13 protein-coding genes are annotated in these 13,863 nt (G+C 68.7%); 5 read left to right on the forward strand and 8 right to left on the reverse strand.

Annotated elements, in window-relative coordinates:
• Positions 1 to 34: 34 nt before the first annotated feature.
• Positions 35 to 1,018, forward strand: coding sequence for a replication factor C small subunit (locus NO930_RS07680; RefSeq protein WP_256403021.1), 984 nt, complete (start codon positions 35 to 37; stop codon positions 1,016 to 1,018).
• 44 nt (positions 1,019 to 1,062) lie between these two features.
• Here the strand turns inward: NO930_RS07680 and NO930_RS07685 are convergent, their stop codons facing one another.
• Complete coding sequence (locus NO930_RS07685; RefSeq protein WP_137783407.1) at positions 1,063 to 1,572, reverse strand: redoxin domain-containing protein; 510 nt, start codon at positions 1,570 to 1,572, stop codon at positions 1,063 to 1,065.
• 1 nt (position 1,573) lies between these two features.
• A complete protein-coding gene (locus tag NO930_RS07690; RefSeq protein ID WP_137783408.1) occupies positions 1,574 to 1,834 on the reverse strand; it encodes a glutaredoxin family protein in 261 nt (86 codons plus the stop codon).
• Between the two features lie 136 nt (positions 1,835 to 1,970).
• Between NO930_RS07690 and NO930_RS07695 the strand changes: the two genes are divergently transcribed.
• Positions 1,971 to 3,350, forward strand: a complete 1,380-nt coding sequence (locus NO930_RS07695; RefSeq protein WP_137783409.1) for a hemolysin family protein — start codon at positions 1,971 to 1,973, stop codon at positions 3,348 to 3,350.
• A gap of 73 nt (positions 3,351 to 3,423) precedes the next feature.
• On the opposite strand, the gene NO930_RS07700 is transcribed toward NO930_RS07695, so the two are convergent.
• From NO930_RS07700 to NO930_RS07715, 4 genes are all read right to left on the reverse strand, one after another.
• Positions 3,424 to 4,155: a DUF5781 family protein gene (locus NO930_RS07700; RefSeq protein ID WP_137783410.1), complete on the reverse strand. Its 732-nt coding sequence runs from the start codon at positions 4,153 to 4,155 to the stop codon at positions 3,424 to 3,426.
• Positions 4,156 to 4,232: 77 nt separating this feature from the next.
• Positions 4,233 to 4,958 carry a queuosine precursor transporter gene (locus tag NO930_RS07705; RefSeq protein ID WP_256403022.1) on the reverse strand — a complete coding sequence of 242 codons (726 nt, stop codon included), beginning with the start codon at positions 4,956 to 4,958 and terminating at the stop codon, positions 4,233 to 4,235.
• A complete protein-coding gene (locus tag NO930_RS07710; RefSeq protein ID WP_137783412.1) occupies positions 4,951 to 5,169 on the reverse strand; it encodes a ribbon-helix-helix domain-containing protein in 219 nt (72 codons plus the stop codon). Before NO930_RS07710 ends, NO930_RS07705 begins: the two co-directional genes overlap by 8 nt.
• A 120-nt stretch (positions 5,170 to 5,289) precedes the next feature.
• Complete coding sequence (locus NO930_RS07715) at positions 5,290 to 5,721, reverse strand: DoxX family membrane protein (protein ID WP_256403023.1); 432 nt, start codon at positions 5,719 to 5,721, stop codon at positions 5,290 to 5,292.
• A 226-nt stretch (positions 5,722 to 5,947) separates the two neighbouring features.
• On the opposite strand from NO930_RS07715, the gene NO930_RS07720 reads away from it, so the two are divergent.
• On the forward strand, positions 5,948 to 7,120 hold the full coding sequence (locus tag NO930_RS07720; RefSeq protein WP_256403024.1) for a tubulin/FtsZ family protein: 1,173 nt from the start codon (positions 5,948 to 5,950) through the stop codon (positions 7,118 to 7,120).
• Positions 7,121 to 7,180: 60 nt separating this feature from the next.
• A complete protein-coding gene (locus NO930_RS07725; RefSeq protein ID WP_137783592.1) occupies positions 7,181 to 8,665 on the forward strand; it encodes a tubulin/FtsZ family protein in 1,485 nt (494 codons plus the stop codon).
• 20 nt (positions 8,666 to 8,685) lie between these two features.
• On the opposite strand, the gene NO930_RS07730 is transcribed toward NO930_RS07725, so the two are convergent.
• Entirely contained in the window at positions 8,686 to 11,166 is a 2,481-nt protein-coding gene (locus NO930_RS07730; protein WP_256403025.1) for an efflux RND transporter permease subunit, read from the reverse strand.
• A gap of 3 nt (positions 11,167 to 11,169) precedes the next feature.
• Complete coding sequence (locus tag NO930_RS07735; protein WP_256403026.1) at positions 11,170 to 12,828, reverse strand: COG1361 S-layer family protein; 1,659 nt, start codon at positions 12,826 to 12,828, stop codon at positions 11,170 to 11,172.
• Positions 12,829 to 13,068: 240 nt separating this feature from the next.
• Here NO930_RS07735 and NO930_RS07740 point away from each other — a divergent pair, with 240 nt between their 5' ends.
• A complete protein-coding gene (locus NO930_RS07740; RefSeq protein ID WP_256403027.1) occupies positions 13,069 to 13,779 on the forward strand; it encodes a TetR/AcrR family transcriptional regulator in 711 nt (236 codons plus the stop codon).
• Positions 13,780 to 13,863 lie beyond the last annotated feature (84 nt).

Raw genomic sequence — 13,863 nt, forward strand, 5'->3', positions numbered from 1 at the left:
TCGTTTATCACCCCGCCGGTCGTCCGATCGGGCAATGAGCGAGGCCGACGAGCAGCCGGCTGCGACCGCGACGGGCCGGGAGATCTGGATCGAGAAATACCGGCCGCAGTCGCTCGACGACATCCACGGCCAAGAGGAGATAGTCGAGCGGCTCCAGAGCTACATCGCACAGGACGACGTGCCCCACCTCTTATTTTCAGGGCAAGCAGGAGTTGGTAAAACAACTGCTGCAACCGCCATCGCCCGCGAAATCTACGGCGAGGACAACTGGCGCGGGAACTTCCTAGAGCTCAACGCCTCCGACCAGCGCGGGATCGACGTGGTGCGCGACCGGATCAAGGGGTTCGCGCGCTCGTCGTTCGGCGGCGACTTCCGGATCGTGTTTCTCGACGAGGCGGACAGCCTCACCGATGACGCACAATCAGCGCTCCGCCGGACGATGGAGCAGTTCTCCGATAACACCCGATTCATCCTCTCGTGTAACTACTCGTCGAAGATCATCGACCCGATCCAGTCTCGGTGTGCCGTCTTCCGGTTCTCGCCGCTGTCGGACGAGGCGGTGGCCGCGCAGGTGCGCGAGATCGCCGCCGCGGAGGGGATCGAGGTGACCGACGCGGGCGTCGACGCCCTCGTCTACGCCGCAGACGGCGACATGCGCCGCGCGATCAACTCGCTGCAGGCCGCGGCGACGACCGGCGAGGTCGTCGACGAGGAGGCGGTGTACGCGATCACCGCCACGGCCCGGCCCGAGGAGATCGAGTCGATGGTGACGGACGCCTTGGACGGCGACTTCACCAAGGCGCGAGCGACGCTCGACACGCTCTTGACCGAGACGGGGATGGCCGGCGGGGACGTGATAGACCAGCTCCACCGCTCGGTCTGGGAGTTCGACCTCACGGAGCGGGAGGCCGTCCGCCTGATGGAGCGGATCGGCGAGGCCGACTACCGGATCGCGGAGGGCGCGAACGAGCAGGTGCAACTGGAGTCGCTTCTCGCCGCGCTGTCGCTCGCGGAGTAGCCGACCGAACGAGAGGCCGCGGGAGATCACCTGCGTCGACCGATTCAGTCGAGCAGGTCCTCGACCGCGTCGTCGACGGCCTCGGCGTCGGGGAACTCGGGGTGTTCGCTCGCGACCCACGCGTACTCGACGGTCCGGTCGGCGTCGAGGAGGAAGACGGCCGGGCGGGTCTCCGTGATCCCGGTCATGCCGTCGATGTCGTGGGCGAGGCCGTACTCCTCGATCACGCCCGCGCCGGGGTCGGAGAAGATCCGGACGCCCTCGGCGCGCTCTCCGAGCAGGCGCTTGTGGGCGTACGGCGTGGAGACGGACAGTCCGACCACGTCGAGGTCCTCGGCCCATCCGTGCTCGTCGACCGTGTTGTAGAGGTACGTCGCCTGGAACGCGCCGTCCATCGGGTGGAAAACGAGGAGCGTGGGTCCGTCGACGACGGAGTCGAGCGATCGGTCTTCCCAGTACTCCGTGTCGACGAGCGGGCGGGTGAAGTCGGGAGCGGTGTCGCCCTCGGCGACGTGGTCGGTCTCGGGCAGGGAAACGACGTCGAAGTCGGGCATCTCAGGCACCCCCCTCGCCGTAGGTACCTTCGAGGTACTCGACGATGTTCGCGCTCTCGGACATCGTCACGCCCGTCTCCGGGTCGACGATCGCCGGGACGCTCCGGGCACCGGAGACGCGCTTGACGACGTTGCGCTCCGAGTGCATCGGCTCGACGTACCGGGACCGGTACGAGACGTCGAGCTCGTTCAGCGTCCGGACGACGCGCTCGCAGTACGGACACGCCTGTAGTCGGTACAGGGTGATCTGTGGTTCAGTCATGCGCGTCGTTTCGGACGCGGAACGGGTAACCGTATCGGCGGCGGCACGCTGTGTGCGGCCGCGGTGCCCGGTTCGCACCCGACGACACCGCCCGAAGGTAATCCTTTAACCCCGTGCCGCCGGAAGACGAATGAACATGGGCCCGTCGTCGCTCGCGCTGGCTGTCGACCCCCTCCAGCTTCCGCTGCCGGGACTGGATATGATCGCCGTCCTCGGAATCCTGGCGATCCTCTTGTTAGTCGCCCTGTCGGCGTTCTTCTCCTCCTCTGAGATCGCGATGTTCTCGCTCCCGCAACACCGCGTCGACAGCCTCGTCGACGAGGGCGTCGCGGGCGCGGAGACGATCCGCGAGATGAAGGCGAACCCCCACCGACTGCTGGTGACGATCCTCGTCGGCAACAACATCGTCAACGTCGCGATGACCTCCATCGCGACCGCGCTGTTCGGGATCTACCTCTCTCGCGGACAGTCGGTCCTCGCGTCCACGTTCGGGATCACGACGCTCGTGCTGATCTTCGGCGAGAGCGCGCCGAAGTCGTACGCCGTCGAGAACACGGAGTCGTGGGCGCTGCGGATCGCCCGCCCGCTGAAGCTCTCGGAGTACGCGCTCTACCCGCTGGTGGTGACGTTCGATTACATCGTCAAGGGGGTCAACAGCGTCATCGGCGGCTCCGCGGCCATCGAATCGACGTACGTCACCCGCGACGAGATCCAGGACATCATCGAGACGGGCGAGCGGGAGGGCGTCATCGAGGAGGAGGAACGCGAGATGCTCGACCGCATCTTCCGGTTCAACAACACCATCGCCAAGGAGGTGATGACGCCGCGGCTCGACGTCACGGCGGTCGCGAAGGAGTCGAACGTCGAGGAGGCGATAGAGACGTGCATCCAGGCGGACCACGAGCGCGTCCCCGTCTACGAGGGGAACCTCGACAACATCATCGGCGTCGTGACCGTCCGGGACCTGGTCCGTGAGCTGCGCTACTCGGAGGGCGAGCCGTCCCTGGCCCGGGTCGTCAAGCCGACGCTGCACGTCCCCGAGTCGAAGAACGCCGACGAGCTGCTCGCGGAGATGCAGGACAACCGCCTCCAGATGGTCACCGTCATCGACGAGTTCGGCACGACGGAGGGGATCATCACCCTCGAAGACATGGTCGAAGAGATCGTCGGCGAGATCTTGGAGGGCGACGAGTCCGCGCCCGTCGAGTTCATCGAGGAGAACGTCGCGGTCGTGCAGGGCGAGGTGAACATCGACGAGGTGAACGACTTACTCGACATCGACCTCCCGGAGGGCGAGGAGTTCGAGACGCTCGCCGGGTTCGTGTTCAACCGCGCCGGCCGCCTCGTCGAGGAGGGGGAGGAGATCGAGTTCGACGGCGTTCGCATCCGGATCGAGCGCGTCGACAACACCCGGATCATGTCCGCTCGGGTAACGGTGCTCGACGTCGACGACGTCGACGCGGCCGCAGCGGGCGAGCCGGGCGGGACCGAGGCCGCCACGGACGACACGGCCTGAGCGACCGCCGTCGACGCGGTGATCCGCTACCTCTCAACGGTACGCTCTACCTCTCGACGGCGAGTTCTACCTCTCAGATGGCGTATGCGCGAGCGGCGTCGACGAGGGCCTTCCGGTAGTCGCTCTCGGAGGGGTCGGGACCGAGCGCGAGGAACCGCCCTTTGAACGCGTCGACGTCGACCGCGTCGGTGTCGCTGCCGGCGGCCCGCGCGAGGTCGTAGATCCGGTGACCGGGGCCGGCGATGTCGTGGCGTTCGACCAGCGCGAGCGCGAAGGCGGCGTTGACGGCGGTGATCTCCGGGTCCGCACCACCCGTGACCGGCGGCGAGCCGTCTCGCGACACGGTCGGCCTGTCGGCGACGGCGGCCGCGAGGGTCGATTCGAGGAAGCCGAGTAGCTTGTCGGCGGGCGCGACCGAGAGCGTGATGTCGTCGGCGTAGATGTCTTTCATGTGATTTGCGATCTGATAGCAGTGCGCGAGCTTCCGTCGCTCGACGCGCTCGCCGGAGAGACCAAGGTACAGCGCCTCCTCCGTCGACTGGACGTGCGAGGCGTGGCCCTCCTCGTAGCGGGCCATGTGCGATAGTTCGTGGACCGCCAGCTCGCGGGCCATCGCGCTCGTGGCGGCGCGCTTCGAGACGTTCAACACGTGGTAGCCGTCGTAGTGACCGGCCCACGTCCGCTCGTCGGGGTCCTCGCGCACCTTCACGTGGACGGGATCGGCGAGCGAGCACTCGGTCTCGAACAGGTCTGCGGCACCGAGGAACGGATCGGGAGGGACGTCTCCCTGCACGCGGAGATCCATGTGTATACTTCACACGGGTGCGGCCGATAAGTCTCTTGCGCCGGCGGCAGCCGTCCGATCGACGCTTCGCGCGCCGCTCACTCGCTGACGAGCCCGACGACGAGGTAGACGATCGGCGTGTCGAGGAGGGCGATCGCGAGCTTGAGGAGGTACTGGCCGAGCCCGAGCGCGAGCAGGACGGCGGGCGGGAGCGGCGAGCCGACGCCGAGCAGCGTCGGGGCCGCGTAGAACGCGACGCCGACGAAGATGGCGGTGTCGAGCGCCTGACTGGTGGCGGTCGACGCGATGTTGCGAAGCCACAGCAGGCCGCTGCCGGTGCGCTCGCGGATCGCGTGGAAGACGAACACGTCCCAGTTCTGGCTCACGACGTACGCCAGCAGGCTCCCGGCGACGACGTTACTCGCGGGGCCGAGCGCGGTCTCGAACGCGGCCGATATCTCGGGGTTCACGCCGGGTGCGGCGAGCGTCGACCACACGAGCGCGAGCACGAGGAAGTTCGCGAGAAAGGCGACGTTGACGACCACCTGCGTCGCGCGGCGACCGTACAGCTCGGCGTAGCAGTCGGACGCGAGGAAGGTGAGCGCGTACGCGAGCGCGGCACCCGGAAGCGTGATCTCCGGCCCGACGACGGGGAGCGCGACGGGAAGCGGCAACGCGATCACCTTCGCGGCGGTGAGCTGTGCCGTCGCGAGCGCGACGGTGAACAGCGTGACGAGCGCGATCGCGGCCACCGCGGACCGGTCCAGCGGGTCGACCGCGAAGGGGCCGTCGGTGCCGGCGAGGCCGTCCGCTCGGCTACTCATCGGTTCCCTCGCGGTCAGTCGTCCCGTCGCTCGCTTCGCCCCCGTCCTCCAACCGGTCGTGGCGGGCGTCTATCTCGTCGAGCACGTCGAGCGTCTTGCGGATCGACGCGCGGACGGCGTCGCTGCGGTTCACGAACTTCCCGTCGTCGCCGACGTGGTCGTCGAGGTCGGCGAGCAGTTCGGCGGGTATCTCCACGCTGATTTTGGGCATGCCGCTCCGTCCACCGCGGACGGTCAAGAACGTTCTTATCTGAGTGCTCTTCAGAGAATATCTACGGCGGCCACCGTCTCTCCGGGGTAGCCGCGTCGGCGGAAAAACACGCTCGGGCGTTCACTCGTCGCCGCTGGCGCGGGTGAGAAACGCGAGCGCGGCACCGAAAAGCGTCAGGTTCTGGAGGAACGACGTGAGCTCTTCGTCGCGCGAGTCCTCGTCGGCCGCCCAGAAGTCGTGCATGATCGGCGTGACGCCGGCGAAGAAGGCGGCGACGCTGCCCGCGGAGAGCTTCGGGAGTCTCCACGCGCCGATGCCGAGGCTCCCGCCGAGCAGGAGGCCGCTCGCGGCGGGGACCAGCGCGTCGGCTTTGGGGACGCCCTTCGCGTCCGCGTAGGCGATCCGACCGTCGAGGTCCGTGAGGTTCCGAATCGCAAGCGCGAACAGCCCGCCGGCGAAGAGCAGTCGGCCGATGAGCGGTGCGGGGTCGCGTGAGTCCGTGTCGGTCTGCGCGTCGGCGGTACTCGCCGAGGTCTGGTCAGTCTCTTCCATCTACTCGATCGAGGGTCGTCGCGATGTTAACGGATCCGTTTCCGAGACGGACGCGCGTCCGGACGCGCTCGGCCGACGCGGGCTCTCGCGTCTGACACAACTTAATACGCGTCGAGTACGAGACATCCAACAACCCCATGAACACCGAGATCCGCGTCCGTACCGACCGCGTCGGACGACAGCCGCATTCGCACTGTCTCACAGAGCAGCCGCGGAGGACCGGCCGATGAAGCTCGCGACCATCGGCGTCGGCAACGCCGGCAGCAAGCTCATCGACCAGATGATCGAGTTCGAGGTCGAGACCGGCCGAGACCTCTGTCGGCACGCCCTCGTCATCAACACGGCCCGGACCGACCTCGCCAAGCCGGAGAACATCCCCGACGACCGCCGCGTCCTCATCGGCGACACCCACAAGAAGGCTCGCGGACACGGCGTCGGCGGCGACGCGGAGATCGGGGCCGAGGTGGCCAAGACCGATATCGACGAGATCCGCCGCGTGTTCGACGACATCGAGATCCACGAGGTCGACGCGGTGCTCGTCGCGGCCGGCCTCGGTGGCGGGACGGGGAGCGGAGCCGCGCCGGTCGTGATCGAGGAGCTACAGAAGATGTACGACGAGCCGATCTACGGGCTCGGCGTGCTCCCCGGCCAGTACGAGGGCGGCCGGCCGGCGCTCAACGCCGCCCGCTCGCTGCAGTCGTTCGTCACCAAGGTCGACAACTTCATCGCGTTCGACAACGACGCGTGGCGCTCGCGCGGCCAGACGATAGAGCAGGGGTACGCGGAGATGAACCGGGAGCTGGCGACCCGGATCGTCACGCTGCTCGCGGCCGGCGAGGTCGACGAGTCCGACGTGGGCGAGAACGCGATGGACTCCAGCGACATCATGCGCACCCTCGACGTCGGCGGCGTCTCCTCGATCGGCTACGCGTCGACCGACCTCGACGTCCCGAAAGAGGGGCTGCTCTCGAAGTTCAACGACGCGGAGGAACCGCAGGCGGAGTCGACGGACGCGGCCAAGATCAAGGGGCTCGTCCGGCGGGCCGTCAACTCTCGGCTCACCGTTCCCTGTGAGGTATCGAGCGCCGACCGCGCGCTCATAGTCTTCGCCGGGCCGCCGGATGTCATCTCCCGGAAGGGCGTCGAGTCCGCCCGCGAGTGGTTAGAGAACGAGGCCGACACCGTCGACGTGCTCGCCGGCGACGACCCCCGTCCGAACTCTTCGACGCTCGCGGCGGTCGTCCTGCTCTCGAACGTCACGGAGACGCCCCGGATCGACGAGATACAGAATCAGGCCGTCGACGCCCAGAACAAGATCCGCGAGCTGGACGCGGTCCGCGACGAGGAGATCGAGTCGCTGATCACCGACGACAACAATGACCTCGACCCGATCGTCTGACGATCGGAATCGACGGTCCACCGGCGTGGGTCGACGGCGGCGAACGGCCGCGAGGAACACATGAAACTCGCGCTGATCGGCGTCGGCGATGCGGGGACGCGGATCGTCGACCGGCTGGTCGCGGCCGAGGCGGAGACGGGTCGGTGGTTCACCGAGGGGAACGTCCTCGCGTTCAACACCGCGGCGCACGCGTTCGACGAGACCGAGTCGATCCCGGACGAGCGGCAGGTCCTGATCGGCGACACGCACCCGGCCGTCACCCAGCGCGTCGCGGACGACGCGGACGAGACGGCTCCCACCGCTGCAGACCGCGACGAGGCGGACGTTAGCGGTGCGACGGGAGGCTCGACCGCCGAACGTCCCGGCGTCGGCGGCGACCCGGAGATCGGTGCCGAGGTCGCCGCGGCCGATCTCCCGGAGATCCGCCGCGCGCTGGACCGTATCGACGAGACGGAGGTGGCGGCGACGATGGTCGTCGCCGGGCTCGGCGGCGGCACGGGCTCCGGCGTCGGGAGCGTGCTCGTCGAGGAGCTGCAGGCGGTCCACGAGAGCCCGGTGTACGCGCTCGGCGTCCTCCCGGCGTCGGCCGAGTCGGACAGGCGGGCGCTGACCGCCGCCCGTGGAGTCCGGACGCTCGTCCCGCTCGCCGACGCCGTCTTCCCGGTCGACAACGAAGCGTGGAGTCACGGCACCGAGCCGATCTCGGACCGATACGACGCGATCAACGACGCGATCGCGACGCGGATCGTGGGGCTGTTCGGTGCCGGCGAGCGCGACCCAACCTCTCCCTCCGAGATGCGGATCGACCCCGCCGATATCCGGCGGACGCTCGACGTCGGCGGTATCGCCTCCATCGGCCGCGAGACGGTCACCATCGATACCGACTCGTCGGGCTGGATCGACCGCCTGCTTCGGATCCTCGGGCTCGCAGACGACGATCGCGGGGGAAGAGAGACCGACGCGGCGACGGTCAAGCGGCTGGTCCAGCAGGCGCTCAACTCCGCGCTGACGCTGCCCTGTGACATCGCGTCGACCGACCGCGCGCTGTTGATCCTCTCGGGTCCCCCCTCGGCGATCTCGCGGAAGGGGTTCGAGACGGGGCGGTACCTCCTCGAAGAGGAGACGGGGACCGTGGAGGTGCTCGCCGGCGACGAGCCGCTGCCCGACGCGGAGACGATCACCGCGACGGTGCTCTTCGCCAACGTGACCTCGGTCCCGCGGATCGACGAGCTACAGGCGCGGGCGACGGAAGCGGACGCGTTCGAACCGAGCGGCGGGGACGCGGCCGGTGCGAGCGGCGGGGACGCGGCCGGTGTGACCCCGACCGACACCGACGGCGGAACCGCCGACGTCGACCCCGTTGCGACCGACGCGGGCGAGTCGAATGCGGCCGAACCGGACGAGAGAGAACCGGACGAGAGAGAACTGGACGTGGACGAATCGAACGCGAACGGACCGGACGCGGGCGACCGCGAGGCCGGCGCGGCTCGCGAGCACGACTTCGAGTTCGCCGACGACGCGGCGGGCGACGACGCGGAGAGCTAAGCCGAGATAGCCGAGCTAAGCTACGCTCCCGTCACGCGCACCGCGAAAGCGTCCCACGCGCCGTGATACCGCTCCCACAGCAGCACTGCTGGCGGGAGGGCGACGACGGTGAACGCGAACGAGTAGGCCACGCTCAGCGCCATCAACAGACCGAAGTCGCCGAGCACCGGCGTGATAGCGAGCGCGAGCGCGCCCGTCCCGAGCGAGGTGGTGAGCATGCTCCCGAGGAGGGCCCCGCCGGTCCCGGAGAGCGTGATGACCATCGACTCGTAGGCGTCCGCGCCCGCGTTGAACTCGTCGATGAACCGGTGGGTCGCGTGCACCGAGTAGGCGATCCCGAGCCCGATCGAGATTGAGAGAATCGTCGCCGTCAACGCGTTCAGCGACATGCCGAGGTACCGCATCGTTCCGAGGAGGAACGCGATCGCGATCAGGATCGGAAAGAGGTTCACGATCCCGAGAAGCGGCTTGCCTTCCAAGGTGGCGTACGCGATGACGAGGAACACCCCCGTCAGCGCCATGGCGAGGATCAGCCCCTGGATCGCGGAGTTGAAGATGATGTCCGTCACCGCGTCGAAGACGACGAGCTGACCGGTCGCGGTCGCCTCATACCGGAAGTCGTCAGCGAACTCCCGAGCGTCGACGGCCGCCTCGGCCTGTGACGCGCTGGAGTCGATCGCGTAGTCGACCTGCGCGCTCCGCCGGTCCGGCGTGAGGTACTGTTCGGCGCGGTCGCCGGCCGACGAGGCGAACAGCGCGTCGTATATCCGGCCGAGGTTGCGGTCGGGGATCCCGTCGCCGTCGACGTCGTTGCGGGCGACCAGCGCGGCGAACTCGGGGTCTCGCTCGGCGTGTCCCCGAATCACGGTCACGATGCTGGTCGGTTGGGCGCTCCCGCCGTCGCCGACGGCGAGCGCGCCCGTCGCGTCGTCGTTCGGGTCCGCGAGCGCCTCAAGCGCGTGGCCCTCCTCGAAGTTCCCCTCGACGTACAACTTCACCGACTGGTCTTGGTTCGTCGAGAAGCGGTCTTCGAGCAGGTTCAGCGTCTCGGTGACGGTGTACTCGCTCGGCGCGAACGGTTCCGGAAGCCCGGTCACGTAGTCGGGCTGTTCCTCCGGCGGGAGGAAGTCCTCGGTCTCGAAGGAGGTGTCCACGCCGCTGCCGTACGCCGCGGCCATCCCGCCGGTCACGAGCAACACGACGACGAACGCGACCGGCGCGTACCGGCTGACCTGCGCCGGGAACGTCAGGAGTTTCCCCAGCGTCGACTCCTCCGAGGAGATCGGCGCGGAGTTGAACTCGGGGACGCCGTACCGCTCTCGAAACCGGTCGACCTCCAGTTTCGCCGCCGGGAGAAACAGCCCGAAGATCAGGAAGGTGAAGATGATCCCGATCCCCGAGGCGAGCCCCATGTTCCGGATCGGCCCGAGGTCGGAGATGACGTTCGCGCCGAACCCGAACACGGTCGTCACGGTGACGATAATGAAGGCGATCATCAGCTGGTTGTTCGCCTCGCGCATCGCCTCGGTGGCCTCGTAGCCGTCGACGACCTCCTCGCGGTAGCGGTTGATGATGTGGATCCCGAAGTCCACCCCGACCGCGAGCAGCAGCACGGGAACCGCGATGAGCTGCTGGCTGAACGGGATCCCCGAAAATCCGAGGAAACCGAACGTCCAGACGACGGTCATCAGGAGCGACAACAGCCCGAGCGCGAGGTCGATCGGGTCGCGGTAGGCGACGACTAAGAACAACAGCAGCAACAACACGACGACGGGCATCACGATGGTGAGCGAGTCGCCGATGACGTTCGCCGTCTCGGCGTTCGTGACGCCGCTGCCGAACGCGGTTATCTCGCCGGGTTGGTCCGCCGCGATGGACCGGATCGTCGTCTGGATGTCCTGGAGGTCACCGCTAGAGAACCCCGCCGGGACGTCGTGTGAGACGACCGTGATCGACGCCGATGCGCTCGCGCTCGTCGGGTTGAAGTCCGTCGCGAGCGTCCCGGTGAACCGCGGGTTCTCGGAGAGGTCGCGGACGGTCTGCCGGACGCGGGTCGCGCTCGTCGACTCCATCGCGCGCCGCTGTTCGGCCGCCGTGGTCGCCGAGGGGTCGAGCCGCTGGGCGACGACCGTGGCCGGGCCGTTCGCGGAGGCGACGCGGAGGTCGTCTCGCGACTCTATCTCCTCTAAGACCCGTAGGTCCCTGAGGAGCGCCTCCTTCGTCAGGACGTTACCTCCCGAGTGTATGAGCTGCGTCGACTCGCTTTCCGGTTCGAACGGGTCCTCGAACTCCTGGTTGACGGCGTCGAGCGCCTCCTGCTCGTCGAGGCCCTCGGTGAACGAGTCGGTCGCTTCGGTGTCCGTGCTGACGAGCCCTATTCCGCCGGCGAACACCACCGTGAGCACGAGGAAGACGACGATGACTCGGCGCGGGCTGTCGACGATCGCGTCGTTGAGTCGCCGCGTCCACGCCTCGGTCTGCTCGCCGAGCGACCGCGACATCGGTTACTGCCGCCTCCTGTAGAGGACGAGCGCCCCCGTCCCGACGACGAGGAGCGCCACGACGATGACCGGCAGCGGCAGCCCGCCCTCCTCGCTCTCGGTCACGTCGATCGGGACGCGGTAAGTGTCGGTGAGCTGGCTGTCGCCGTCGGCGTCGTCGTACCGGAAGTCGAACGAGACGGGGTAGGTGCTCCCGGCCGTCGCGGAGCCCGTGGTGGTCAGCTCGAAGGTCATCGTCGTGGTCTCGCCGGGGTCGAGCGACTGGACGTACCCCGTGTCGGTGGTGCCGGTGTCCAGCGGGTCGTCGGCGAACAGGCGGGCCTCCACGTCGCTCGCGGGCTCGTCGAGGTTGTTCGTCACCGCGACGTCGACGGTGCGGGTCCCGCCGGACGGGATGGTTCGGTTCTCGATCGCGACGTCGAACCGGTCGCGCTCGGGGGCGACCTCGGCGTCGACGACCAGTTCCTCGAAGACTCGGGACTCGCCCTCGTCGTTGCGGTACTGGACCGCCATGTCGAGCGAGCGCAGCCCGGCCTCCGCCTCGCCGCCGATCGCGATCGGCAGCGAGAAGTTGGCGGACTCGCCGGCGCCGAGCGTCCCCACGGCGGTCGACCGCTCCGCGGGAAGCACGCTCTGGTCGTCGCCGGCGTACCGCACGACGACGCTCTCGGCCCGAACCGGGCCGTCGTTGCGGACGGTACCGACCAGGTCACCGTCCTCGGCGACGCGGAGCTGTGAGTCCACGTCGGTGAGCGCGAACTCCTGTTCGGCGAGCGGGAGGACGCCGAGCGAGAGCCCGTCGTCGGTGCGGGTGATACCGTCGGGGTCCTCGAACGCGACGGAGCCGGAGAGGGTGTACTGCTGGACCGGGAGGTCCGATGCGACGCCCACGTCGTAGGCGACCGTCGCCGTTTCGCCCGGACCGATCTCCGGGACGCGGACCGTGTCGGACTGGCCGCCGCTCACGGTGACGCTGTTGCTCTGCGTGCTGAAGGTCACGTCCGCGCTGCGGGCCGTCTCCGCGCCGACGTTCTCGATCGTCGCCTCGACGGTGCCGCTGTCGCCGACCTGCGTGTCGCTCTCGACGTCGACGACCTGGAAGCGGGCGTCGTCGCGGACGCGGAGGTCGACCTGTCGAGACACCGTCACGGTGCGGTCCTCGCCGGAGGAGTAGTACGCGTAGGTGAGGTCGAGATCGAGCGTGTACGTGCCGGGGTCGACGCCCTCGGGAACGTTGAGGCTCACCGGGACCGACCCCGGCGCGGTGGTCGTCACGCCGCCGATCGCGGTCTCGCCGGACTCGACGGAGAGCGGCCCCGACGCCTCGGCGTCGACCCGGACGTTCCGCGCGGTGGTCGCCGTCTCGGCCGCGGCCGGGCTGCCGAACCGGAGGTTCCCGTCGTTGGCGATCGTCAGCTCGACCTGGTTCGTCCGACCGGGGACGAGGTTCGGGTTCGAGACGAACACGTCGAGGTCGGGCGACCCGCCGACGTTCGAGGCCTGCGCGGGTGCCGCGCCGCCGGCGATCGCAGCGGTTCCGGCCGGCGCGTCGCTCGCGCCGGCCGACGTCCCGGCCAACTCCGCGCCGACGGCACCCGCGCCGACGCCGCTCGCGAGCAGCAGGGCGCTCACGAGGATCGCGGTCAGCGTTCGCGTCCGCATGCGTTACCGCGCCTCTGTCGCTGCGGCGTCCGTGGTCGGCACGGGGATGACGGAGCGCGCTCGTCGCGGTCGGAGGGGCGTCGTATCTGGACTGTTCGGGGCGGAGAAACTAGCTCGGTGCACGACCGACAGTTGGCTCACGAATCAATAAATATTTCGTTCGTGGAATCTCATAGGCGGTATGGAACCGAGAGACCGGGAGTTCGAGACGGGCCGGCGGTCGGCGTGTGGGGGCGCGCAGTGACGCGGTTCTCCGAGGAGGACCGCGAGCGCATCCGCGCGGATCTGATCGACGCGGGCCACGACCTGTTCGCGAGGTACGGGTTCGACCGGACGCGCGTGAGTGACGTGACGGACGCGGCCGGGATCGGGACGAGCACGTTCTACCAGTTCTTCGACTCGAAGGAGGCGCTGTACCTCGCCGTGCTGATCGCCGAGCGCGGGCGGCTGTTCGAGACGTTGGAGGCCGAGGTCGCCGCCGCGGAGACGCCCCGGGAGGAGGCGGAGACGATCCTGCGGACGACGCTCGGACAGGTGCGGTCGAACCCCCTCATCCGGCGGCTGTTCGTCGATGGCGAGATCCGGCGGATCGACGAGCGGCTGAACGGGACGAGCTACGACGACACGCACGACTCCGGAGGCGACGGGGAAACGGTCGGATGCGGCGACGGCGGCGACCACACCGCAGACAGCGGCGAGCGGGTCGCCTTCGACCGGGTGTTACCGCAGCCGGACGAGTGGGTCGAACGGGACGACTTCCGGATCGACGATCCGGAGGTCGTCCGCGGGCTCATGCGGTCGCTGCTCTTCGTCACGCAGGCGCGGGAGACGCCCGTCGTGCCGGACGGGACCTACGACGAGGTCGAGGAGGCGCTGATCGAGACGGTCATCGAGGGGCTGTTCGCGGACTCACGAACGAAATCGCACACAGACTCACAAACGGAGCCGTGAGCGGGGGCGGCGGCCGAGGCGAGTCGCGTCCGCCGGAACCGCCGTGACGCCAACCCTTAGGCCTCCGCGAGCACGACGTGACCG

It is taken from the genome of Halorubrum salinum, assembly GCF_024494575.1.
Classification (GTDB): Archaea; Halobacteriota; Halobacteria; order Halobacteriales; family Haloferacaceae; genus Halorubrum; species Halorubrum salinum.